Origin of the sequence: Micavibrio sp. TMED2 (assembly GCA_002168225.1) — a bacterium.
Classification (GTDB): Bacteria; Pseudomonadota; Alphaproteobacteria; order TMED2; family TMED2; genus TMED2.
In genome coordinates this window covers 565,653-590,726 of sequence record NHBH01000001.1, presented here as the reverse complement: position 1 = coordinate 590,726, position 25,074 = coordinate 565,653, and the positions used below count along the sequence as shown (strand labels likewise).

Annotated in this window: 21 protein-coding genes; 10 read left to right on the top strand and 11 right to left on the bottom strand. The window is 58.4% G+C overall.

Annotation, left to right across the window (positions count from 1 at the left end; all coding sequences use genetic code 11):
- Window positions 1–2: 2 nt before the first annotated feature.
- The 5 genes from CBB62_02850 to CBB62_02830 form a co-directional block, all read right to left on the bottom strand.
- On the bottom strand, window positions 3–1,361 hold the full coding sequence (locus CBB62_02850) for a phosphate ABC transporter, permease protein PstA (GenBank protein OUT41309.1): 1,359 nt from the start codon (window positions 1,359–1,361) through the stop codon (window positions 3–5).
- Entirely contained in the window at window positions 1,361–2,743 is a 1,383-nt protein-coding gene (locus tag CBB62_02845) for a phosphate ABC transporter permease subunit PstC (GenBank protein OUT41308.1), read from the bottom strand. The genes CBB62_02850 and CBB62_02845 overlap by 1 nt, the downstream gene beginning before the upstream one ends.
- A gap of 84 nt (window positions 2,744–2,827) precedes the next feature.
- Window positions 2,828–3,844 carry a phosphate ABC transporter substrate-binding protein gene (locus CBB62_02840; GenBank protein OUT41307.1) on the bottom strand — a complete coding sequence of 339 codons (1,017 nt, stop codon included), beginning with the start codon at window positions 3,842–3,844 and terminating at the stop codon, window positions 2,828–2,830.
- Window positions 3,845–4,208: 364 nt separating this feature from the next.
- On the bottom strand, window positions 4,209–5,693 hold the full coding sequence (locus CBB62_02835) for a hypothetical protein (protein OUT42607.1): 1,485 nt from the start codon (window positions 5,691–5,693) through the stop codon (window positions 4,209–4,211).
- A 216-nt stretch (window positions 5,694–5,909) separates the two neighbouring features.
- Window positions 5,910–8,192: an NADP-dependent malic enzyme gene (locus CBB62_02830; GenBank protein OUT41306.1), complete on the bottom strand. Its 2,283-nt coding sequence runs from the start codon at window positions 8,190–8,192 to the stop codon at window positions 5,910–5,912.
- Between the two features lie 186 nt (window positions 8,193–8,378).
- On the opposite strand from CBB62_02830, the gene CBB62_02825 reads away from it, so the two are divergent.
- Both CBB62_02825 and CBB62_02820 read left to right on the top strand, forming a co-directional pair.
- On the top strand, window positions 8,379–9,365 hold the full coding sequence (locus CBB62_02825) for a hypothetical protein (GenBank protein OUT41305.1): 987 nt from the start codon (window positions 8,379–8,381) through the stop codon (window positions 9,363–9,365).
- A 98-nt stretch (window positions 9,366–9,463) separates the two neighbouring features.
- Window positions 9,464–9,655 (top strand): hypothetical protein, encoded by a 192-nt coding sequence (locus CBB62_02820; protein ID OUT41304.1) that lies wholly within the window; start codon window positions 9,464–9,466, stop codon window positions 9,653–9,655.
- 79 nt (window positions 9,656–9,734) lie between these two features.
- Here CBB62_02820 and CBB62_02815 read toward each other — a convergent pair whose 3' ends face one another.
- Both CBB62_02815 and CBB62_02810 read right to left on the bottom strand, forming a co-directional pair.
- Window positions 9,735–11,867, bottom strand: coding sequence for a hypothetical protein (locus CBB62_02815; protein ID OUT42606.1), 2,133 nt, complete (start codon window positions 11,865–11,867; stop codon window positions 9,735–9,737).
- A 31-nt stretch (window positions 11,868–11,898) separates the two neighbouring features.
- Entirely contained in the window at window positions 11,899–12,600 is a 702-nt protein-coding gene (locus CBB62_02810; GenBank protein ID OUT41303.1) for a hypothetical protein, read from the bottom strand.
- Window positions 12,601–12,745: 145 nt separating this feature from the next.
- Here CBB62_02810 and CBB62_02805 point away from each other — a divergent pair, with 145 nt between their 5' ends.
- On the top strand, window positions 12,746–13,453 hold the full coding sequence (locus CBB62_02805) for a succinyl-CoA--3-ketoacid-CoA transferase (protein ID OUT41302.1): 708 nt from the start codon (window positions 12,746–12,748) through the stop codon (window positions 13,451–13,453).
- A gap of 44 nt (window positions 13,454–13,497) precedes the next feature.
- Here CBB62_02805 and CBB62_02800 read toward each other — a convergent pair whose 3' ends face one another.
- Window positions 13,498–14,388, bottom strand: coding sequence for a hypothetical protein (locus CBB62_02800; GenBank protein ID OUT41301.1), 891 nt, complete (start codon window positions 14,386–14,388; stop codon window positions 13,498–13,500).
- 248 nt (window positions 14,389–14,636) lie between these two features.
- Here CBB62_02800 and CBB62_02795 point away from each other — a divergent pair, with 248 nt between their 5' ends.
- Window positions 14,637–15,281, top strand: a complete 645-nt coding sequence (locus CBB62_02795; GenBank protein OUT41300.1) for a succinyl-CoA--3-ketoacid-CoA transferase — start codon at window positions 14,637–14,639, stop codon at window positions 15,279–15,281.
- Between the two features lie 39 nt (window positions 15,282–15,320).
- Here CBB62_02795 and CBB62_02790 read toward each other — a convergent pair whose 3' ends face one another.
- Window positions 15,321–16,367, bottom strand: coding sequence for a hypothetical protein (locus tag CBB62_02790; GenBank protein OUT41299.1), 1,047 nt, complete (start codon window positions 16,365–16,367; stop codon window positions 15,321–15,323).
- A 325-nt stretch (window positions 16,368–16,692) separates the two neighbouring features.
- Here CBB62_02790 and CBB62_02785 point away from each other — a divergent pair, with 325 nt between their 5' ends.
- Both CBB62_02785 and CBB62_02780 read left to right on the top strand, forming a co-directional pair.
- Window positions 16,693–17,895 carry a hypothetical protein gene (locus CBB62_02785; protein OUT41298.1) on the top strand — a complete coding sequence of 401 codons (1,203 nt, stop codon included), beginning with the start codon at window positions 16,693–16,695 and terminating at the stop codon, window positions 17,893–17,895.
- Between the two features lie 166 nt (window positions 17,896–18,061).
- On the top strand, window positions 18,062–19,231 hold the full coding sequence (locus CBB62_02780) for a hypothetical protein (GenBank protein OUT41297.1): 1,170 nt from the start codon (window positions 18,062–18,064) through the stop codon (window positions 19,229–19,231).
- A gap of 12 nt (window positions 19,232–19,243) precedes the next feature.
- On the opposite strand, the gene CBB62_02775 is transcribed toward CBB62_02780, so the two are convergent.
- The gene (locus CBB62_02775; GenBank protein OUT41296.1) at window positions 19,244–20,002 is read right to left on the bottom strand and encodes a hypothetical protein; all 759 of its coding nucleotides are present in this window, start codon (window positions 20,000–20,002) and stop codon (window positions 19,244–19,246) included.
- 146 nt (window positions 20,003–20,148) lie between these two features.
- Between CBB62_02775 and CBB62_02770 the strand changes: the two genes are divergently transcribed.
- The gene (locus tag CBB62_02770) at window positions 20,149–20,745 is read left to right on the top strand and encodes a hypothetical protein (protein OUT41295.1); all 597 of its coding nucleotides are present in this window, start codon (window positions 20,149–20,151) and stop codon (window positions 20,743–20,745) included.
- A 6-nt stretch (window positions 20,746–20,751) separates the two neighbouring features.
- Here the strand turns inward: CBB62_02770 and CBB62_02765 are convergent, their stop codons facing one another.
- A complete protein-coding gene (locus tag CBB62_02765; GenBank protein ID OUT41294.1) occupies window positions 20,752–21,573 on the bottom strand; it encodes a short-chain dehydrogenase in 822 nt (273 codons plus the stop codon).
- Window positions 21,574–21,682: 109 nt separating this feature from the next.
- Between CBB62_02765 and CBB62_02760 the strand changes: the two genes are divergently transcribed.
- From CBB62_02760 to CBB62_02750, 3 genes are all read left to right on the top strand, one after another.
- Window positions 21,683–22,660: a hypothetical protein gene (locus tag CBB62_02760; GenBank protein ID OUT41293.1), complete on the top strand. Its 978-nt coding sequence runs from the start codon at window positions 21,683–21,685 to the stop codon at window positions 22,658–22,660.
- Between the two features lie 303 nt (window positions 22,661–22,963).
- Window positions 22,964–24,538 (top strand): hypothetical protein, encoded by a 1,575-nt coding sequence (locus CBB62_02755; protein ID OUT41292.1) that lies wholly within the window; start codon window positions 22,964–22,966, stop codon window positions 24,536–24,538.
- A complete protein-coding gene (locus CBB62_02750) occupies window positions 24,538–25,071 on the top strand; it encodes an rRNA methyltransferase (protein OUT41291.1) in 534 nt (177 codons plus the stop codon). The genes CBB62_02755 and CBB62_02750 overlap by 1 nt, the downstream gene beginning before the upstream one ends.
- The last annotated feature ends 3 nt before the right edge of the window (window positions 25,072–25,074 follow it).

Sequence of the window (25,074 nt, the reverse complement as noted above, 5' to 3'; positions counted from 1 at the left end):
TTCTACCAGCGGCGTTCGAGTTTGCGACGCAGCCAGACGGCAAGTGCATTCATGGTGATCAGGAACGCCAGCAGCACCATGATCGCGGCTGATGTACGCTCAGTGAAGGCCCGTTCCGGGCTGTCGGCCCAGAGGTAAATCTGAACCGGCAGGGCGGTTGCCGGATCGGTCATGCCGGTCGGCACATCGGCGATGAATGCCACCATGCCGATCATGAGCAGCGGTGCGGTTTCGCCAAGCGCCTGCGCCATGCCGATAATGGTGCCGGTCAGCATGCCAGGCAGTGCCAGAGGCAACACATGGTGCCAGACCACCTGATGCTTGGATGCGCCGAGGCCGAGGGCGGCTTCCCGGATCGAGGGCGGCACCGCTTTCAGTGCGGCACGGGCGGCGATAATGATGGTCGGCAGGGTCATCAGCGCCAGCACCATGCCGCCAACCAGCGGCGCGGACCGGGGCAGACCGAAGGTATTGAGGAACACCGCAAGTCCGAGCAGGCCAAAAATGATCGAGGGCACCGCCGCGAGATTGTTGATGTTCACCTCGATCATATCGGTCCATTTGTTCTTGGGTGCGAATTCCTCGAGATAGACCGCCGCACCGACGCCGAGCGGGAAGCTGATGGAAAAACAGACCAGCAGGGCAAACAGTGAACCCATGGCCGCGCCGAGAATACCGGCGACCTCGGGATCGCGGCTGTCGGCATTGGTGAACAACCGGGTATTGAAGGTGAGGCCGATCTGGCTATTGCTCTCCAGCGCCCGCACCCAGCCAATTTCCCGGTCACTGACCCGCCGCATGTTTTCCGGCAGATCAGCGTCGATCTTGCCCTTCATAAGCTGGTCAATGTCATCAGAGGCAGGCAGGCTGACCGAGCGCACGGTGCCGATCCAGTCAGGATTGTCTGCCACCTGCTGGGCCAGTTCAAACTGTGCGGCATTGCTGACAATGCCGGTCAGGGCGCGGCGATCCCGGCGACCGCTGACATCGGGGAACTGCTGTTGCAGGGCATCCCGGATGATCGCTTGGTAATTGGCACGCAGCAGGGTTTGCGGGTCGCGTGTGCCCTGCGGATCAATCCGCTCCTCGCTCAAATTGAGGTCGAGCACAAGCTCCGTCTGGGCAAAGGCACTGTAGCCCCGGCTGACGATGCTGACCATCAGGGTCAGCAGCATGGCAACGGCGATGAAGATGGCAACCTGTCCGGCCAGCACCAGACGGCGCTCATACCCACGCCGGCGCGCAAGCCCCTTGGCAAAGGCCGGGGAACCCGGTCCGCGCGAGCCATTGGCAACACCGGCCACCTGACCCTGGGTACCGATCAGAATGCCATCGGCGGTATCTGTAATGCTTGCAGCCATTAGTCGTAACGCTCCCGGTAACGCTGGACGATCTTCAAGGCGATGACGTTGAGACAGAGGGTGACAACGAACAGCACCAGCCCGAGGGCAAAGACCGACAGGGTTTTTGCGCTGTCAAATTCCTGATCACCGACCAGCAGGGTGGTGATCTGCACCGTAACGGTGGTCACAGCCTCGAATGGATTGGCGGTGAGATTGGCGGCGAGGCCAGCGGCCATCACAACGATCATGGTCTCACCGATCGCCCGGCTGACCGCCAGCAGAATGGCACCGACGATCCCCGGCAGGGCGGCAGGCAGCACAACCTGCACCACAGTCTCGCCGCGGGTGGCACCAAGGCCGTACGCGCCATCGCGCAGGGATTGCGGCACGGCATTGATCACATCATCGGACAGGGAAGAGACGAACGGGATGATCATCACGCCCATGACCAGACCGGCAGCCAGAGCGGATTCCGAACTGACATCGAGACCAACCGCATCACCCCAGCCGCGAAACAGCGGCGCGACAGTCAGGGCAGCGAAAAAGCCGTAGACCACGGTCGGGATACCGGCGAGCACTTCCAGCACCGGCTTGGCACAGGCACGAGTCCGGCGGCTGGCAAATTCAGCCATATAGATGGCAGCGAACAAGCCGATCGGCACGGCGACCAGCATGGCAATCAGGCTGATCAGCAGGGTACCGGCAAACAGCGGCACAGCACCGAAGGCACCGGAAGAACCCACCTGATCGGCACGCAGAGCGGTTTGCGGGCTCCATTGCAGGCCGAACAGAAATTCATGCATCGGTACGCGGGCAAAGAAACGCAGCGCCTCAAACAGCAGAGACATAACGATGCCGAGCGTGGTCAGGATGGCAATGACCGAACAGGCAATCAGAAGACCGTCAACCACCTTTTCGACCCGTTCGCGGGCACGGAAACGGCTGACGAGCCGACCACGGGCAGCGCTCAATCCATAGGCGGAGAGTGCCAGCACCAGCGCGGTCATGGCCCAGCGGCCAATGGTCATCAGTTCGTTGTACTGGATCGCCGCTGCCGCAATCGCCGGTTCGGCGCTGTCCATATTGAAATCGCCGCTGGCCAGATTGTGGATTTCAGCCAGCGTGATATTGCGCTGGCTGACACTCAGATCGGTATAGGTCGGGCCGAGGGTATCGAGAACCAAATGGTCAACAATCGGCGACTGGCCGAGGGACCAGATTACGAGCAGAGCCAGCGCGGGCAGGATGGCCCAGAGCGCGACATAGCCGCCATGGTAAACCGGAAGAGAATGGAGCGTTGATTTATGCCCGTCGCTGACGACCAGCGCCCGGCTTATCCCGGCGCGGTAGGCAAAGCTGCCGATAATCAGCAGCACAAGGCACAGCATGGTCAGAGACATGAGGGGGCACTCAAACGCTGTTGTTCATAACGTGGAAACGGGCCGGGCGGGTACTGGACCCGCCCGGCTGTTTCAACTGTCTGCTCAGTTCATTGCGCGCAGGTTGGTGGCGTCGAGACGCTCCTGCTCACGCATATCCGCTGGCAGCGGGATCAGGCCGCGCTCGGCGAGGTAGCCGTCCGGACCCATCGCACGCTCCGAGGTAAACTCGGCGAGGTACTCTTCGATGCCAGGAATAACGCCGACATGGGCATTCTTGACGTAGAAGTAGAGTGAGCGGGAAACCGGATAGTTGCCGTCGGCAATGTTGTCAAAGGTCGGCTCTGACCCATCAACAATAGAGCCCTGCAGCACATCGGCGTTCTGGTCGAGGAAGCTGAAACCGAAGATGCCATAGGCATTGTGGTTGGCTTGCAGTTTCTGAACGATCAGGTTGTCATTCTCACCGGCCTCAACATAGGCACCATCCTCACGGACAGCAGCACAGGCATCACCATTGCCTTCATATTCAGGGAAGTTCTCACAAGCTTCTTCCATGACCAGCTCAACAAAGGCATCACGGGTGCCGGAGGTTGGTGGTGGACCGAGAACCTCGATTTCCTTGTTCGACAGGGATTTGTCGATGTCCGACCAGTGTTTGTATGGGTTAGGGACCAGCTTGCCGTTTTGTGGCACTTCTTTCGCCAGCGCGAGGAAGATCTGCTCACGGGTCAGTTCTGAGCGTGGCGCTTCGTTGGAATTGGCGAGAACGATACCGTCATAACCGATCTTGATCTCGGTGATTTTCTCGACACCATTGCTGGCGCAACGCTCGATCTCCGAGCTCTTGATCGCGCGGGAAGCGTTAGTGATATCGGGGTGCTGGGTGCCGACACCGGCACAGAACAGCTTCAGACCACCACCGGAACCGGTGCTCTCAACCTTCGGGGTCGGGTAGCTGGTTACGCGGCCGAAGTTTTCAGCCACAGCGGTTGAGAAAGGAAACACAGTTGATGAACCGACAATGCTGATCCGGTCACGGCTTTGTGCCTGAGCGGCATCAGCCAGAGCGAATGAACCGGCCACGGCGAGCGCGGCACTAAAGACAAGTAGCTTGTTCATTTGAAAAATCTCCAAATTTTTTTGTTATGTGTCAGCGTGTTAGTTGGGGCAAAGCATGACACACAACCGGAATGCATGAACGCCATATCGAGTGATGTAGGGGCCAATGTTGCGATTGCAACCAGTGACCATAAATCACGCGACCGGCCTTGATGCGCGGGCGGAACCTACTCGCTTAGGCATTACCAATTTATGTAAGTAATGTTTCCGTTTTATGACAGAATCGCGTTTTAAATTGTTAATACACTAATAGCGGTGATTAGTGCCTGATAACGCTGGCTTATGCCGTCCACAGGAAAAACTGCGAAAATTACAAACTGGTCAACTAGATTGATTTTTCAACCAGACCGCGCTGTTCTGCGGCTCAGGAACCGGCAACCGGTGCGGCACTCGCGGTATTCGATTTGCGTTGCTTGCCAGCAGCAACTGCTTTCTCCGTGGCAACCGGCAGGAATACTGTGAAGGTACTGCCCTCACCCACCTGACTATCGACCAGAAACCGGCCACGGTGGCGGTTGATGATGTGCTTGACGATGGCGAGGCCGAGGCCGGTGCCACCCGCTGCCCGGCTGCGCGCCGGATCGACCCGGTAAAAGCGTTCGGTCAGACGCGGCAGATGCTCGCGCGAAATACCGGGACCGCGATCAATCACCGAGACCTCGATCAGTTCGGCATCACTGCCGGTCATTTTCTGGGCGAGAGAGCTGGCGGCATCATGATGGGTCAGGCGGACGGTAATCTCGGTTTCGGGATAGGCATAGGTAATCGCATTATCGATCAGGTTCTGAAACACCTGGGTCAGCTGATCTGCATCACCGGAAACCGGGGGCAGGTCGAGATCACCGACCAGCCGGATTGTCATCTGCCGGTCCGCCGCGCGCAGTTCCGATCCCCTGACAATCCGCTCCAACACATCCGGAACGGCCACCCGTTCGGTCGGTGGGCGGTGCTCATCGGTCTCGATCCGGGACAGGGACAGCAGCTCCTCGACCAGCTTGGCCATCCGGCTGGCCTGATCCGCCATGATCCCGAGGAACCGGCCACGGGCATCGCCGTCATCCTGTGCCGGGCCCTGAAGGGTTTCGATAAACCCGAGCAGCGAGGCCAGCGGCGTGCGCAGCTCGTGACTGGCATTGGCAACAAAGTCTGCGCGCATCTGTTCCGAGCGGCGCACCGCGGTGATGTCGTGCAACGTCAACATGATTGACCCAAACGGATCACGCTGAGGCTGATAGCTGTCGAGCGGCTTGGGTGAGCTGCCGCCATAAAGGTTGGCCATGCCCTCGCGATCGGCGATTTCTGCATCAACCACGTGCCGCATCCGGTGACCGAACGGCGTCACCCTAGCCTCGAATATCTGGGGCACATTACCGGGGATGGAGAACTCGACCTTGCGCTGGCCGCCCTCCGCCATGGCGCCATCGATTGCCTGCAGCACTTCCGGGTTACGCAGGGCGACCGTAATGTCGCGCCCGATGGTCGGATGGCCGAACAGCGCAATCGCTGCGGCATTGCCCTGGGTGATGCGCCGCTCGGCATCAAGCAGCAGGACCGGGTCGGGAATGGCATCGAAGATCACGTCATTGGCAGCGATCCGGCGATAGAGACGGCGCAGCTGTGGCAGCCACGGGTTGCTCTCATCCGTTTCCAGCCGGGTTGGCGCTTCCGGATCGGCATCATCCTCGCTGCCCGGCGTGACCAGCCGGGTCAGGTGCACCGACAGGCGTTGCAGTTGGCGGCCATAGACCCAGAGCATCAGCATGACGCCGGGCACGACCGTACCGATAATCACCCCGGCAAGGGTCAGGCCGATTTCACCACGCACCACGAGCACGAGCAGGACCAGCATCAATGGCGCCATCAAACCGGCAGCCATCAGGCCCTGCAGAATGGATAATGAGCTCGTACGCTTCTTCATCGGTCTCTCGGATACACCGCCCGGCAGCAATAGGCACCGCCTGATGGCTTGCTATAGACCCATCATGATTACCGCGTCAGATCAGCGGGTCAAATAACGGTTCTATGACAGTCGCCCGCCGGATGACGGGCAACCGCTGGCGCGTTCTTACTTGGCGTCAATCGACTGGAACGCCGCCAGTGCCGCCGCATTGACGATGTCAGGCACGGTTGCGCCCATCTGCACCACCTGCGCCGGCTTCTCCAGACCGAGCAGCAATGGCCCCAACAGGGTCGATGCGCTCATCTTCTGCAGCAGTTTGGCACTGATATTGGCGGTATGCAGCCCCGGCATGATCAGGATATTGGCCGGACCGGTCAGATTGCAGAACGGATAGAGCCGCTTCATCAGATCGTAGTCGAGCGCCACATCGGCGGACATTTCACCGTCGAACTCGAAATCCACTTCCCGCTCACCGAGGATCGCGACCGCATTGCGGATACGATCCGCGCGCTCATGCAACGGCTGGCCGAAATTGGAGAAGGACAGCAGCGCCACCCGTGGCTCATGGCCCAGATCGCGGGCTTTCTGTGCCGACTGGATGGCAATCTGTGCGAGGGTTTCGGCATCCGGAGTTTCATTGACCAGCGTATCGGCAATGAAGATGGTCCGGTTCCGCCGCACCATGACCGACAGGCCGAAGGTGGTCTGGCCCGGTACGGGGCTGACCGCACGTCGGATATCGTCAAGGCAGACCGCAAAGGCACGGGTCAGGCCGGTCACCATGGCATCGGCATCACCATTGGCGAGCATGGCCGCGGCAAAGGCGTTCCGGTTCTGGTTCACCATGCGCTGACAGTCGCGATACAGGGCACCGCGCCGCTGCTGACGACGATAGATGAATTGGGTGTAGCGGTCATTGTCGTGACTGAGTGCCGCATTGGCGATGGTCACCAGTTCGCCGTCCAGGGACACGCCCATGGCCTTCATCTTGTTGCGGACCCGGTCCTCACGACCGATCAGGATCGCCTTGCCATAACCGGCATGGGTGTAGTCGATGGCCGCGCGGATGGTCTGTTCCTCCTCGCCCTCGGCGAAGACGACCGTGCGCGGGTTGTCCTTGAGCTTGGCGAAGATGCGCTGGAGCGAACCTGCGGTCGGATCGAGGCGGTTTTTCAGCTCCTGACGATAGTGCCACATATTCTCGATCGGCTTGGCAGCCACGCCGCTGTCCATGGCGGCCTGTGCCACTGCCTCGGGGATCTTGACGATCAGGCGGTTGTCGAACGGTACGGGGATCAGGTAGTCGGGACCGAATTGCAGACGACGACCGCTATAGGCGGCACCAACCTCTTCCGGCACATCCTCACGGGCCAGATCGGCAATTGCCTTGGCAGCGGCGATTTTCATCTGATCGTTGATCTCGCGCGCCTGCACATCGAGAGCACCGCGGAAGATATAGGGGAAGCCCAGAACGTTGTTCACCTGGTTCGGGTAATCCGAGCGACCGGTAGCGATAATGGCATCGGCCCGCGCCTCACGCGCTTCCTCGGGCGTGATTTCCGGATCGGGATTGGCCAGCGCGAAGATGATCGGCTGTGGTGCCATGGCCTTGACCATGTCTTTGGTCAGCGCGCCCTTGACCGACACACCGACGAAAACATCGGCGCCCTCGACCGCCTCTTCCAGTGTCCGCAACTCGGTATCGACCGCATGAGCCGACTTCCACTGGTTCATCCCGGCTTCACGACCGGTATAGATCACACCCTTGGTGTCACAGAGGATGACCTTGTCATGGGGCATGCCCATAGCCTTGAACAACTCGACACAGGCGATTGCCGCCGCACCCGCGCCATTGATCACCATGCGGGTTTCCTTGATATCCCGACCGGTAATTTCCAGCGCATTGATCAGGCCGGCAGCGGCGATGATGGCGGTGCCGTGCTGGTCGTCATGGAACACCGGAATGTCCATGACCTCACGCAGGCGCTGCTCAATGATAAAGCAATCGGGTGCCTTGATATCCTCGAGATTGATGCCGCCCCAGCTCTTACCGAGAAAGCGCACGCAGTTGACAAATTCATCGGTATCCTCGGTATCGACCTCGATATCGATGCCGTCGATATCGGCGAAACGCTTGAACAGGACGGCCTTGCCCTCCATCACCGGCTTGGATGCCAGTGCGCCAAGATTGCCGAGGCCGAGCACAGCCGTACCGTTGGAGATAACGGCAACCATATTGCCCTTGGCCGTATATTTATAGGCATCGGACGGGTCTTCGGCGATCTTCAGGCAGGGCACTGCCACACCGGGGGAATAGGCCAGCGACAGATCGCGCGAGGTGGTCAGCGGTTTGGTCGCGTTAATCTCAAGCTTGCCCGGACGACCATGGGCGTGAAGATCGAGGGCTTCCTCATCCGTTACGCGGCTCGCTGGCTGTTGCTCACTCATATCCTGTTTCCTTCCCGGTGCCCCGCCCATGTCACTGGGCGTTGTGGCGTGATAACACTTTGATGCCTAACGTCGCATTTACCGGCGTTGCCTATCGAAAGCGACTGAAATTCACTATAGTTGTGCATGGAAGTGGGTGTGTAGCGCCGATGGGTTCCCGGGTAAAGATCGGATAGGAAAAGTCTGGTGAAAAGCCAACAGTATGATCTGTTCAACAGCATCCCCGTGGATGCGGTTTTCCATCTGCAGGACAGCCTGTTCAATCTGGTGTTCTGGCTTGCGATCTGGGCGCATTTCTCGGCCAAAGCTCCCAACAAGCTCCAGTTCCTCGGCCTTTATGTCATTGCCCTGCTCTGGGGTGCCCTACAGGCAACCTCGATACTCTGGGATATCGTGGATTTTTCCGGCGTGCTGACGGAAGCGAGCGCCGACATCTTCAACCGGCTGAATTTCCTCTGGGCACTCTATCTGTGCACCTATCTGGCCCTGCTCGGTCGCTATATGGTGGCACCGAAACATGCGCGGACCGTGTTCAGGGGCTTCATGATCCTGATCTGTTTCGTTTCCATCGGCACCTTCAGCCTGTTCCATTATGTCGTGATCGGCGGCGGGCTGTTCGAGGGGCGCTACGCCCGCGATGAAATGGTCATGTCCATGTTGCGCAACGATGCCCCGGAAGACCTGATCCTCAAGGTCTGCGATGACATGGAATTCTGGTGCGGCATATCCGAGAACCCCGAGAGTTTTGTCGGCGACACGCCGGAAGTACAGGATGCCATCGACAATCTGGTTTCATGGCAAATGTTCGAATTGCGCGATCAGCAACGGGTCACCAAACAGATACACCACTATCTCTCACCGGATAAGTTCCAGCTCGGCATCTATCAGACCGTATCGGGATACATTGATCGTCGGGGCGATACCTGGATATTTATCTTTGATAAAAAGCGGTTTGATGACATGACGCGCAAATATACGATATATGCGTCGCTGTTGATTTCCGCCGCGCATCTGGCCTGGCTGATCGGTGGCTTTTTGCTGATCAGCCTGCATGAAAGCGGTCGCATCCACAAATACGCCATGCGCTACAAGAATGCCGAGAAGCTGAAGGCACGCGAGGACGCAAAACAGGAACCCGGCCCGAGCCCCCCGGCAGACAATACCGTCACATAGATCACCAGACCAGATCCCGAAATCCGACAACACCAAGAAACAGAAAACCGCATATGGACCGAGCACGAAAAACTCGAAACTCCTTTATCTTCAGGCTTATGATTGTCGCCTGCATTCTGTTCGGCGTGTACAGGGTACTGGTTTATTTCTTCGGGACACCACCACCGGCGGATGAGGCCGCAATCGGCGATTTCGCCGATAAACGGATAGACCGTTTTTACCAGCAGGGTGATGGCACACCGCTACCCGGCACCGATTTGCCGCCGCCGCCCGAAACCGACCTGCGCTAGGCACACCAGCGACCGAACGCGCAAACGGGCCGACAATGCCGGCCCGTTTTATTTCACAGAGAGTAAAAACAGAGCTGCCCTAGCGCATACCCGCTGCGGTCTTGGCCTGACGGACCAGCTGGACAAATTCCGCACGCTGACCGAACTCATCCGTGCCCTTGGCACCATTCGCCATCTCGATCACCGCATCGTAATCATAATCGCTGCCGAGGAACCGACCGCCGCGCAGCAACTGCCCGAACCCGGCCACGGCGGCGACAAAGCGGCTGTCATCGGAGACCGCATCCGCTAACTGCACATCATCGGCAGTGATCGGACGGGTGATCAGCCGCGAGGTATCCTCATCCGGCAGCTTGTAGCGCATCTTGAGGAAAGCGATCTCGTTACTGGCCGTCGATGCGCTGTCACCTGCATCACCAGCAACCGGCTCGGCACTGGCAGCGGCTGATTCACCGGCATTGCCATAGCGCAGCGGATCGTAGCGATTACCGGCAACGGCATTGACCGGCAGGATTTCATAGAGCGCGGTAACCGCATGACCGGCACCGATCTCCCCGGCATCGACCTTGTCGTTGTTGAAGTCCTCGCGGTTCAGCATCCGGCTCTCATACCCGATCAGGCGATATTCCGAGACCTGCGCCGGATTGAACTCGACCTGTATCTTCACATCCTTGGCGATGGTGAACAGGGTGCTGTTGGCTTCCTCGACCAGAACCTTGCGCGCTTCCTGTAGCGTATCGATATAGGTCGCGACACCATTACCGTTCTGGGCCAGCGCCTGCATCATGGTGTCGTTGTAATTGCCCTCACCGAACCCGAGCACAGAGAGGTAGATACCGCTCTCCTGCTGACGTTCGACAAAGCCCTTGAGCTCCTCGCTATTGGCGATACCGACATTGAAATCACCATCGGTGCCGAGGATCACCCGGTTGACCGCGTCCTTGTCAAAATTCTGGCGGGTCAGGTCATAGGCGAGCCGGATACCGGCGGCACCGGCGGTGGAGCCGCCAGACTGCATGTTGTTGATCGCCGCCAGGATCTTGCGCTTCTCGCTGACCGGGGTCGGCTCGAGCACGACACCGGCAGACCCGGCATAGGCAGCAATCGCGATGGTATCATCCGGGTTCATCTCCTCCACCAGCATCCGCAGGGATTGCTGCAGCAGCGGCAGACGGTCCGGGCCACTCATCGACCCTGACGTATCCACGAGGAAGGTCAAATTGGCGCGCGGGCGCTCACCGGCGGGCAGGTCATAGCCCTTGATGCCGATATGGACGAGTTGGGTATTCGGGTTCCACGGCGTATCGAACACGGCCACGCTCGGCTCGAACGGCACATTGGCCTCTTCCGGCAGCGGATAGTCGTAATCGAAGTAGTTGATCATCTCCTCGATCCGCACCGCATCCTTCTGCGGCAGATAGCCTTCATTGAGCTGACGGCGGATGAAGCTGTAGGCAGCTGTATCCACATCGATAGAGAAGGTGGAGACCGGCTCGGCGCTCACCTGCTTGGTCGGGTTGATCTCGATATCATCGAACCGGTCGCGACCGATCATTTCCTTCGGCAACACTGGCGCCGGCTCGGCCAGCACCGGCGGTGATCCGGCAATCCGATCAGCCATAACCCTGGTATCAGCAGGTGCCGCAATACCGGTCAGGTTGCCACCTTCCTGTCTGCGCATGACCATTGATTGCTGAGCCAGACCACTTGACGCATCTGCCGCATCAAGTTCTTCACGCTCCCGCAGTACAGGTACAAAACCCTGACTTTTCTCAAGCGCCCGCTGACTCTCACGTTGATTGAAGTCGGACAGGAGACTCTCATAATGAGGTGAGGCAAGCTCTCCCGGCATATTCTGCACACCCGACTGTGACGTTATGCTTGTCAAGGAGCCGCCAGGCGAGGGAACCTCGTTGTCCAGCATCATCAGGGTGACACCGACCAGCATGAAGCTGACCGAAGCAGCAGTAGTGAGCATCAGTTGTTTGCGATATTCCATGGTAAAATCCTCCAGCCATATGCGGAACCGGCGGAAAATGCCGGGTCCTCGCTTTCGGATTGTCTGACGCGCTTGCCGCTCAAATCTTTGGGAAGTTTTTTTCTCCAGCGACGCATCGGCCTCTGAAATCACGGCATCGAACACCGCCATGGCATTGCGCATGGCGTCGGCTTTCGCCTGCTTGTCCGGCGTTGGCGCGGATGCCTTGCCCATGGTCTCAAAGAGGCGGTCCGGATCGAATTTATCAGTCATGATCGCTGCCCTCCCCTGCTTCTGATCGCAACTGTGCTGCCAACAGCTTTTTGGCCTCATTCAGGCGCCAGGACACGGTACCGCCCTTGCAGCCGAGCACCTCCCCGGCGGCATCATGGGTCAGCCCCTGCCAGTGCACGAGCATGACCGCCGCCCGCAACTTGGTCGGTAAGGCGTTCACCGCTGCCATGCCCTGTTTGGCCTCATATTGTCGATCAGCGGACACGTCCTCGCTCGCTATCTGTAAATCCTCAAACACCACGCCGGGGTCGATCCGTCGCCGTTTCTTCGCCCGTGCCTTGTCATGCAGATGGTTCAGCACCAGCCGGTGCAGCCATGTGGTAAACTTGGCCCGGCCCTCGAACTTGGCAATCGCCGTTGCCAGCTTTACCACCACATCCTGCGCCGCATCCTCCGCCGCCGCCCGGTCACCGAGCCAGCCATAGGCCAGATTGTAAATCCGGTCATAATGCCGCTCGATCAGGATCGAGAACGCATCCCGGTTGCCGGCAAGCGCGGACGCCACGAGCCGTTCATCGGGCAAACCGCCTGTCGGATGCTGCCCGGTCCCGTCATCGCCCAGCTGCGGTTTCTGGCTGCCCATGCCATCTGCCAAGTTGCAACTACCCCTAACCGGCACAAATACGACCGGTACAATCACATCACGCTGATATGCCGTTTCAAACAGTGCCATCTTGCCTTATGACGCTGACAGATGCCGCATTCTTGGATAACAAGGCTTACTTATTTTCCGAAACCGTGACATTGACCGGCACGAAACTCAGCGCTAAGACCAAAAACAACAACGTTCACAAACCAACAATCAGGAAATATCCGACATGGCTAAGAAGGTTTATGCAAACGCAACGGAAGCACTCGCAGGCATCCTGCATGACGACATGGTCATCATGGCCGGTGGCTTCGGCCTCTGCGGCATCCCGGAGAACCTGATCGATGCGATTGTTGAGAGCGGCGTCAAGGGCCTGACGGTCATCTCCAACAATGCCGGTGTTGACGGTTTCGGCCTCGGCAAGCTGCTGGAAACCCGCCAGATCAAGAAGATGATCTCTTCCTATGTTGGTGAGAACAAGCTGTTCGCCGAACTGTACCTCGGTGGTGAGCTGGAGCTTGAATTCAACCCGCAGGGCACGCTGGCCGAGCGTTGCCGCGCCGGTGGCGCCGGTATCCCGGCCTTCTACACCAAAACCGGTGTTGGCACCAAAGTCGCGGAAGGCAAGGAAGAGCGCGAGTTCAATGGTGAGAAATACATCATGGAAACCGGCCTGATTGCCGATCTCTCGATCGTGAAGGCCTATATGGGCGACACCGAAGGCAACCTCGTTTATCGCAAGACCGCCCGCAACTTTAACCCGCCAATGGCCACTGCCGGTAAAATCTGCGTTGCCGAAGTCGAGAAACTGGTCGAGCCTGGTACCATCGACCCGGATCACATCCACACCCCCGGCATTTTCGTACAACGGATGATTCAGGGCGAGCACGAGAAGCGGATCGAGCAACGCACCACCCGCGACCGCCACGCCGCATAAGCAGCCGGTTGGCGGGCTTACCGCCCGGAAGAAAATTCAGAAAATCAGGTTTTGGGCCCGCTGCGGCCCATTCCTTTGCCGTTTGACCGCCGGTTGCTGCCGGATGACCGGGCCGCGCGCTCCTCTGCTGCCGCCTGCCGGTCGATTTCGGGCAGCACACCGCCATCGGTCAGCTTCTGGAACGCCTTGGTAAAGCGGGTAACCGCATCATCGAAGGCGAGCAGGCTCCGGTTGCCCTGCCCGGCACCGCCGCAGCTGGCAGGCGCAGCTGATGGCTGCTCGAGCGTGCGGGCGGCCATTCTCGATGGCAGATTGGCATTGCGCAGGTCGGGGATGATCTGGGTCCGCAGCACCTTCATCGCATGACGCCGTTGCGGCCCGTCGACCATGGCCATACGGGTACCAACCAGATCACCGAAGCTGTCCGGTGTCAGTTCCAGTTGGTCAGCCAGCGCCTGCGGATCGCCAAGGGTCTTGTACACCGCCCGGATCTGCTTCTGCGCATCCACCGGGTCACGATAAACCTGCGCCAGCAAGGGCAGTTGCAGGGCATCATCAACAGCCATCGACTGCCGCACCTTCAGCATCGGCGACATTTCCTGAGCCGTTCTGACATTGCGCTCGGCCCGGCGACCGCTGCGCAGGGATGCCTGTATCTCCGGTTGCTGACGGAGGCCCTCGGCCCACTCGGCGAATTGCAGGAGACCGTCATAGGCAGCCTGACGGCGGGCGGCGGAGATCGGTTCAGCTGCCCGCTCGGCAGTTCCATCGGAGGCAAGCCCCAGCGCCACATGCCACTGGTTGCTGCGCCGGGCAGCACCATGCTCGGCATAGGTGGCGGCGATATTGGCCGGTATCTCGAAACCGGCCGCTTCGGCGGCGGCAATCACCTGTCTTTGCAGGCTGTTGCTGTATGACGGCACTACCTGGGCCATAAACGGTACCTTTGTGTCGATATCGCATAGTCAGTCGCTTGTTTAAGTGCATATCCCCGATCGCCATGAAAACCGCAAACAGATATAGCCCGGCGCATGGCTGTCAGACCCAAATCGGCGGTTTCATGGGAGATTGATGCGACAAACCGGCATGCGGCCTGCCGGATGATTTGACACTGGCTACGCCAACGCTTAAATCCGACACATCAAATCCGGCCTAGACCGTATGTATATGGAGAGAGACCCCAATGCCCTGGACACGTGATCAGGTTGCCGAGCGCGCCGCCAAAGAACTCGAAGACGGTTTTTACGTAAATCTGGGTATCGGTATCCCGACGCTCGTCGCCAACTACATTCCCGAAGGCATCGATGTCCGCCTGCAATCAGAGAACGGCATGCTCGGCATGGGGCCGTTCCCGTATGAGGACGAGGTTGATGCCGACCTGATCAATGCCGGCAAGCAAACCATCACCGAACTGCCCGAGAGCAGCTTTTTCGACAGCGCCACCTCTTTCGGCATGATCCGCGGCGGCCATATCGACCTGTCGATCCTCGGTGCCATGCAGGTCGCCAGCAATGGCGATATTGCCAACTGGATGATCCCCGGCAAGATGGTCAAGGGCATGGGCGGCGCGATGGACCTCGTCGCCGGCGTCAAACGTGTGGTTGTGGTCATGGATCACAATGCCAAGGACGGCTCACCGAAACTGCTCAAGGCCTGTGACCTGCCGTTGACCGGTGCCGGTTGTGTCGATATGATCATTACCGATCTCGGCGTCTTCACCATCGATGAGAAGGGCATGACCCTGATCGAACTGGCACCCGATGTCACCGTCGACGAAATCCGCGAGAAAACGGAAGCCGACTTCACCGTCGGTGGCTCGCTCTCCTAATATTAAGGCCCTGATATCTAGGCCCGATGACCCGGTTGATCAGTCGCCTGATTTGCCGAGATAGCCGAATATCCGAAACCCGCCATAGACGACAATGCCGATCACGGCGAGGATGCCGCAGACGACCCAGAATGCGGCGCTGCTGTCGGTGCCCGGCATCCCGCCGACATTGATACCGAGCAGACCGGTGATGAAGCCGAGCGGCAGGAATACCGCCGTGATGATGGTCAGGCGGTACATGGTCCGGTTGATCCGGTCATCCTGCCGTTTCTTAATCTCGTCATAGACGAAAATCGACTGCTCGCGCATCTCGTCCAGCTGTTCGACAAACCGCAGCACATCCTGCCGCGCATTGGCGATGACGGCATGGTCATGCTGGCTGAAAATCGGCAGTTGCACAGCAAGCAGCTCGGTCAGCGCCTCGGCCTGCGGCTTCAGATACCGGCGGAGAGCGGCAACCGCACGCCGCGCCTCGGCCAACTCTGCCGGTGGCCTGATCTCGTCGGTCTGTACCAGCCCCAGTTCGGCATCATCGAGGATGGCATCATAGCGCGTGATCGTCGGTCCCATGAGGTCCATGAGCTTCTCGGTAATCAGCGCCACCAGCTCGCCCGGCCCCGAAGGACCGTCATTGCGCTGCAAATCATCGCTGATCGCCGCCACAGATCGGACATTGAAACGGCGCAGGGTGACGACAACACGCTCCGATACCCACATGCGCAGGGCCACCATGTCTGTGGGGTCAGCGCCCTCATTCAGGTTGATACCGCGCAGGTTGAGCAAAAGACCGGACACGCCATTGGCGGTACCGACACTGCAGCGCGGGCGGGTGTCCTCGTCGAACAGCCCGTCCATCTGCCAGTGCTCCAGCTTCAGGTGCTCGGCGACCCATTTGCTGGCATCGGGATGGGTACGGTCAAAATGCAGCCAAATCTGGCCTTCAGCAGGCAATCCGCCTGCGATCTCATCCCATGCGAGCATCCGGCTGCCGCCCTTGCCGTCAAAAACATGGCCAAAGACAAGCGCCTGTCCCGAGACAGGGGGTACCGCCGGGGCCGTCTGCCCCTGTTGGATCGTATCAGACATGGATTTTCCGCGTTATCAACCAGATCAAATCATGAAGTACGCATTTAAATTAACCCGTTCCGCAAAAAGGCAAATTCAAAAACACGCCGGGACTGAAATTCTTTCGGTGAGCGCAACATTCCAGATAAAGCCGCGACTTTGTTGGCACCAAAACAATTTTCTCACAGATATACCCGGTTACACCCCCGTATGCGCTTGGCATTTCCATGACGTACCCCTATAGGTCAGCGCATTCGCAGATTGTCTTGTCCGCAACAATACCTGTTATCGCAGGCATTGCAGCGGATTCCTGCGATCTGTTCAAACACTGACTTCAGAGAAAAAAATGGCTCAAGATACCGCTACCCAAGATAACGTCACAGGATCCGTAAGCTTTACTATCGCAGCTGGCCTTGCTGAACCGCAATACGGCTACGCCAATGTCAATGGCGTTTTTGGCATTCGGATTCCTGATGGAGACTACTATAATCTCGGTCAACGATCAGCTGGCACCACAGGAACCATTCATGTGGGCGGTGCACTGGACGAGATTTCAGTATTCGTCGCTCAATACGAAAGCGAATCCTCCACATCGATACTTGCCAACGGTAACGGCCTGGATGGCCAAGCCATCTTCACGGCTGATCCGAATGCAACGACCTGGAGCCTTACATTCACCACGACCATAGATGCGCATATTTTCGTCATCGTAGTCGATCAGACCGAGCAAGACGGTATGACCGGTGTGGTAGAGCAAGCGTCACCCTATGTCCTGACTGGCGATTTGGCCATTGCACAGGCTCAAAGCGCATCCTATCAGGGCGGCTCCATGGCGCTTACCGGCACTTCTGGTGCTGAAGGCTCATTCATTATCGACGGCACCGGTGGTGTTGATGTCACGCCCGGCGACGGCGAAGGTATTGCCGAGCTGCTGCAGATTGCCGGTAGCGATGACCCGGAGCTGATCCAGGGCGCGGAACTGGCCGAGCAGATTTTCGGCTTTGCTGGCAATGACATCCTGTTTGGTGGTGCCGGAAACGATGTGATCTACGGCAATACCGGCGATGATGTGGTCTATGGCAACCTCGATAATGACATCCTGTATGGCGGTCGCCAGATCGACGTCGTCTATGGCGGTCAGCATGATGACGTGCTCTATGGCAACCTCGAAAACGATATCGTCTATGGCAATGCCGGTAACGACACCATGTTCGGCGGTCAGGGCGAAGACGTCATGTTCGGCGGCCAGGGCAATGACAACCTGCGTGGCAACCTCGGCAACGACACCCTGTTCGGCAATCTCGGGGCTGATACCCTGACCGGCAATGCGGGCAGCGACAGCTTCGTCCTATCGGCGAATCAGGGGGCAGATATTGTCACCGATTTCGATATTGCAGGTGGTGACCGGGTTCTGGCCTTCACCAGCTTCACCCAGTCGGAAGTCAACGGCAATGTCGTGCTCGAAGCCACCAATGGCGATGGCAGCCTGACCCTGTTAGGCGTTGATTTAGCGTCGTTTGAGAGCGCCCTGCCGATCACCTTCGTCTGATAACAGACCCGATCTGATCGCTTCTCAGACCGGTTGAAATCACCTGAACCGGCCCCCGGCACAACCGCCGCGGGCCGGTTTTTTCATGCAAAACTTGGGGGCACCGGTCCGGCCCGGATAAACTGTTGCCCACCAGTTCACCGCATAGAAACACTCCCTTACGACCATGCCTCAGGACAGCCGCAACGAAGATCTCGATCTCGCCAATTCCGCCAGCACGGCACCGCTGCTGGCCGAGCCGCAATTCGGCTATCTGAATATCATCGGCAGCCCGACCGACGAATTCGTCGATGTGGACATCTACAGGATCGGCACCCTGCCACGGGATATCGATCTGAAATTCTATGTCGGCGGCCCGATGACCGAGATGAAGGTCCAGCTCGCCAGCGCCAATGATAATGGCGACCTCACCATCCTGCGCACATATGAGGCCGGCACTGATGATCGACTGGTCGAGGTGTCCTATACAACGCCCCGCGAACAGGAACTGTTTGTCGTCATCACCGATCAGCCGGAAAACGACAGTCGCGGCGACAGCTATACGCCTGAAGCCTATGTCATCACCCATTCCTATTCACTGGCCTTTGCCCAGGGCAATTATTCGGTCGCGCAGGGCGAGGGCTTTGTCCGCAACGGTACCAGCGGTGATGCAGGCACCTTTCTACTGGAGATCATCGGCCAGCCGGACTTCCCGGACGATGCAGATGGCGGGCTGAACGAGACGATCGCCAGCGCCACCATCGGCTCCGACTTCATCATCGGGCGCAATTCAGTTGATACGATTGACGGTCTGGAAGGCGATGATCGCATTTTCGGCATGATCGGCAACGACACGATCCTCGGAGGCCGGGGGGCCGACATCCTCTATGGCAATCAGGGCCGCGATATTCTCCATGGCGATGCCCAGAATGACTACCTCTATGGCGGTCAGGATGCTGATCTGGTGTATGGCGGGCTCGGCACCGATGTGCTCTACGGCAATCGCGGTATTGATGTGCTCTATGGTGGCGACAAGTCGGATACGCTCTATGGCGGTCAGGGCGGCGACGTGCTTTATGGCGGCGACGGTGATGACGTGCTGTTCGGCAATCGTGGCAGCGATGCACTGTTCGGTGGTGAAGGCTCTGACATTTTCGTCATTGCCGGGCATCAGGAAACCAGTGTCATCTTCGACTTCAACCCCGATGAGGGTGACCGCATTGCCGTCTCCGGTGGCCTGAAGACCATCGTGAACCCGGATGGTTTGCTGATCCAGCAGGTTGGTACGGATTCACAGGTGATCCTCGTCGGCATAGATACATTCGACGACAGCTTCGTGCTGGATATTTCGTTCTAGTATCCGGAAGGTTCAGGGCTCGATTTCAGAGCCGTCATAGGCAAACAGCCTGCCGCTGTTTGCCGGCGTCGTGCAATTCAGAACATTCAGCATACAAGCGGTTGAATAGGCAGTGGAAAACAGCTTTTCCGCCGCCACATTCTTCTGAAACGGTTCGGATAATGCCGTATCAACCGTTCCCGGATGCAATCCGATACAGAATGCCTGACTGTGTTTGCGCGCCAGTTCGATCGCAGCACAGCGGATATGCTGGTTCAAGGCCGCCTTGGCCGCCCGATAACCATACCAGCCCCCGATACGGTTATCGCTGATACTGCCAACACGCGCTGACAGAGCAGCAAACCCGGCTCTTCGATCACGCGGCAAAAGTGGCAGCATATGTTTCATCACCATAACCGGTGCAATGGTATTGGCGCTGTAGGTTGCGGCAAGATCATCCGGGGACAGATCACGCCAGGACTTTTCAGGGCCAATATTGCGATCCTTGTCGTGCAGCATGCCGATTGCCGCAATACCAAGATGCAAGCCCCCCACATCACCTATCATCTCGGCGATGTTTGACAGGCTGTCATCACTATACGGATCATACTGCCGTGAGATTACCTTGCGGTGCCCGGCAACCACAGCAGATCGAGACAGGGCAAAGATTTTCGCCACCGACGGATCATTGGCAAGGTGTTCGATGAATGCCTTGCCGATACCGCCAGACGCGCCGAAAACCGCGACATTGAGATTGTCACCAAAACCGGTAAGTCCATTGAAATTTTTCATATCTGGCACTGCGTTATGACTCATGATCAGTAAACCGTTACCATCGGATCAATGGCGGGAACCGCCATGCCTTGCGAAGTGTTTGAACCGATAGCCGATACAAGGCATGTTACCGGTATACATATAAACCCCAGAGCACGGTGACCATGCCACGTCTGATCTTCACTCGCAGCATATGCGTTGTTTTTCTATGGCTGATGGCTCTGCCTTTGGCAAACGCCGCCGAGTTCAATTTCCGGCGCGAGATTGCCAAGGTTCCGAGCACGTACAAGGCCTTGTCAGGCACGGTACTGACCAGCGCCGAGCTGACCGAACTGCTGCATGATTATCCAAAAGAGATTGGCCGGATCATCAATGATGCCCGTGAAGGCTTTGCCGAAAATGGCACCACCTATCGGATCAATTACCGGTTCAGCGACAATCACAAGCCCGAGGGCACCATTGATTATTCTGACCCTAGAAATGGGCATCGGGGTGGCCATTTTCTGATTCAGGAAGTCACGCGGAACGGCCAGAGTTTTGGCCTGCTCTGCCGCTCCCCGGAAATGAACATCGTCACGGAGTATTGCCGCACGGTTCACGCCCTGCGCGACAATCTCTATGAAGCGCGCGGCTACCCGAGCGGTCAGGTGCGCTATCGCTTCCGCCTGTTCGATGCCGAAAACAATGCCGCCGGATCAGCAATGCCCGAACACAGCATGGAAGCCCCGGCTGATCACGAACAACCGGAACATACCCATTAAGCCCGGCTAACCCTTGGCGGCAGCCTTGATCAGGGTTTCAAAGTCAATCCGCGCGCCATTGGCTGCCCAGCCGCCGTCAGCCGGAATGATCGCGCCATTGACATAGGCTGCGGCATCCGAGCCCAGAAACAGGCACAGCTGGGCAACATCATCGGGCGTGCCCATCCGACGGGCCGGGACCGATTTCACCACCGCATCACGCATCTCATCGGTAGGGGCCAGACGCTTCATCCCCTCGGTGCCATCAATCGGGCCGGGGATCACCGAGTTGACGCGGATTCCCAACGGCCCCCACTCAATCGCCAACGTCTGGGTAACCATGTCGACACCGGCCTTGGCGGCACAGACATGGGCCTGAAACGCCATTGGAATGACCGCCTGCGGGGCCGAGATATTGATCACGCTGGCCCCCGGCTTCTTCAGATATTCGAACGCACCGCGCATGACGTGGAAGGTGCCGAGCAGATCAATATCAACGACTGATTTGAAGCCGTTGGGGCTGATGCCGACCGCCGGGGCCGGGAAGTTCCCGGCAGCGCCGGAGACGAGCACATCAATCTCGCCATGCTTGCCGGCAAAATCCGCCACTGCTGCTGCCACGCCCTCATGGTCACGCACGTCCAGCGGGTAGCCCTCAACCGCCTCTGCCCCCGCCGCTGTCAGCTGGGCTTGCGCCGCCGCCACCTTATCCGGGTTGCGGGAGGCGACGGCCATGACCGCACCCCGTTTGGCAAAAGCCTCGGCAATGCCGAGATTGATGCCGCTGGTCCCGCCAAAGACAAAGACCTTGGCACCGGTGAAATCGAACTGGGCACTGGTGGCAGTCATCGGGCATTTCCTCTTGTTATGAAAAATTATTTTTATGGTAGGTTGGAGCTGAATTTGAATATAGAGCGCCGCTGCCGCAAGGGAAAAGCGGAACATTCGGGTAGCATTGATGGCCATAGGCAGCAGCAGGCTTACACATGGCGGGGCTGATATTCTGGAGCGCCCGGGACTGCTCGATCAGGCGGGCATGCTGCGTCCGGCATTACTGTCGGCACAGTTGATGCCAATTGGTCTGACCCGGCATTTTGCCCTGCTGGACCAGATTGAGGCGCTCAACAGCTTCGGCCTGACGATTGCCGAGACAGCAGAGGTCAACGGACTTGCCTTTACCTGGTATCCATCACAGGCCGATTATCGTCTGACCCGGATCATTTATGGCAAGGCGGCGGAGACAACCAGCGCTTCGACCGAACTTGCCGCCCTCAACAAGGCGCTCACCCTGCATGACGGTGCCCGCTGGGATGCCTATATCGCCTTTGGTGCTGTACCGGGCAATCCTGACGCCAGCTTTCTCAAGGGCTATATCGATGCCTCGTCAGTATCGGCAGGCATCCATGAACCATTGGCGCAGGCACTGGATACCGCGATCCGGGGCGCGCCGGTCGATGATGCGGACAGCGTATTCAGCACCGCCGCCTATCGGCATATCCGGGACAGCAGTATCTGTGACTTGCTCGGCGTCAATATCCTTGCCAACAAGCCGGAAACCAAGCTCTACCGTATGAATTATGACGGTCTGGACCCGGCGCTGCTGGCGCAAGACTTCTTCGGCGACAGTGACCGACAGCAAGATATGCGCCGACAGATCGATGCCTTTGCCGCACTCGGCTTCCGCATCGCCTATATCGTCTTTACCGCATCCGGCGGACCCGATGATATCCGGGTACAGTTCTTCAACCCCGATGGACCGCCCGCAGCGGCCCTGATCCAGCAACTGCTGGATGCCGGACTGCTTGAGCATACCGGACGCCATGATGCCCTGATCAACTGTCTTGCGGGATCGCGGCTTCGCAGCTGGCATGTGGTCGCGGGCAATCAGCCGGGCGCAGCGCAGCGGCTCAAGATTTACGCCGATCTGCCGCACTGATTGCCAATCTGGCAGACACCAAAAATTAGAGCGGTGACCCGTTAAGGTCACCGCTCTAGCCCTTGCCCCAGTGCGCACCTGAGCTTGCCGAAACAAACCGGGCATTGGCAACGCACTCCCTGTCGGCGCGAGGTGTCGCAGGCCAACAAAGCTCGTGTTTCATAGTTACGATATGCGGACGAAATGAAAGTACCGAGCGTCAATTTTCAGGACAGGTCCCGACGCTGCGTTCCACGATGCCGCGCTTTATGGCATAAAGTCTAGTGAGGCTGACATAACAAGGTTAACGAAGGCTTAACACTCATGGCTCTACCAAGCGCTGACGAACAATGGATGCTCGAACTGGTCAACCGCATCCGCGTCGATCCTGACGGGGAGCTTGGCCGCCTGCTGACCAGCCTCAACCCGCTCACCGCGGTCGATCCCGAGGTGCAATCCGCACTCGATTATTTCGGTGTGGATTCAACAGCGCTGCAGCAGAATTTCGCCGCCCTGACCGCCGTACAGGCCCTTGCCTGGAACTCTGGCGTCAATGAAGCCGCGACAGGTCACAACAACCTGATGATCAGCCAGAATACCCAGAGCCACCAGCTGCCGGGCGAAAATTCATTACTGACGCGGGTGCAGGACACCACACCAGAATTCATCAACTCCGTTGGCGAGAATGTCTATCTTTATGGGGAGTCCATCGAATACTCCCATGCGGGCTATGTGATCGACTGGGGCTTCACATCGACCGGCATCCAGCAACCGGCCGGACACCTGCTTAATATGACCAGTGGCGATTTCAACATGGCCGGGATTGCCGTCGGTACATCCCAGGTCGGCGAAGTCTCCTCAACCCAGAATTTTATCACCACCAGCGATGTTGGCCCCTTCATCCTCGGTGTCGCCTTTGATGACAGCGACGGCGACGGCTTCTATGACGCCGGTGAGGGGCTGGGCGGCGTTACGGTCAGCGTGAACGGCATCAGTACAACCAGCTGGGCCAGCGGCGGCTATCAGATCGAACTGCTGAGCGGCGGCACCTATATCGTGACCTTCAGCGGCGGCGGGCTGACCAGCGATATCAGCACCACGATCACCGTCGGCAGTGCCAACCGGAAAATCGATCTGGCACTGCTCGGCAATGACGACACCGAGGTATTGCTGGTCCGCGATGACGGCGATTTTGACGGCATTGATGCAGTGGGCGGCAGCACACCGACAGAACCGGAAACCCCGGTCACCCCGCCACCGACAACCGGCACCGAAGGAACCGATGCCAGTGAAATTCTGGAGATGACCGAGGGCAATGACACGGTCTTTGCCTTTGGCGGCAATGACATTGTCTGGGGCTTTGCCGGTGCGGACCTGATCTACGGCAATACCGGCACCGACCTGATCTATGGCAATACCGGGCTGGACACCCTCTATGGTGGCCGCGATACCGATACCATCTATGGCGGTCGGCAGGAGGATATCGTCTATGGAAATCTCGAGGATGATATCATCTACGGCAACCTCGAGGCGGACCTGATGTATGGCGGGCAGGGCGCTGACATCATGTATGGCGGACAGGGTAATGACACGTTGCTCGGCAACCGCGATTTCGACATTCTGCGCGGCAATCTCGGTGATGACTTTCTGATTGGCGGCAGCGGCAACGACACCCTGATCGGCGGCAGCGGTGCCGATCATTTCTATATCTCACAGGATTTCGACATTGCTGCCGATTTCAACGGTAATGAGGGCGATCGTGTCGCTGTGACTGGAAGTGGGGTAAGCATTCAGGGTAATAGCCAGTCGGTAACACTCATTGGCGATACCGGGTCGATCATGATCGAGGGTATCGGCTTTGACCAATTTGATAGTGATAACTGGATCGTTTTTGTCTGATGCGTGGTTTTTTCTCGGTCGGTGTTGAGGGCATGAGCAAGCCCGGCAATGCCGGCAACCTTATCCGTACCGCCCATTCCTTCGGGGCCAGCAGCTTTTTCGCCATCGCCCCCCATGTGGATTTCGGCGAGGTACGCTCCTCCGATACCTCGGATGCCTTCGAGCATCTGCCATTCTATCAGTATGATACGCCGGAAAAGCTCGACCTGCCGCGCGGCTGTCGTCTGGTCGGCATTGAACTGGTCGATGCCTCGATCCCGCTGCCGAGTTTCCGCCATCCAACCCGCGCCGCCTATGTCCTTGGACCCGAGCGTGGCGAGCTGTCACCGGAATTACAGGCACGCTGCGATTTTCTGATCCAGATCCCGATGCAGTTCTGCGTCAATGTCGGCGTGGCCGGGGCGATTGTGATGTATGACCGGATGCTGTCCATGGGCCGTTTTGCCGAACGCCCGGTGCGTGCCGGTGGGCCGACAGAAGAGTTGGTCAGGCACCGCCATGGCGGTCAGATCATCCGTACCGCCAACAAATAGGCC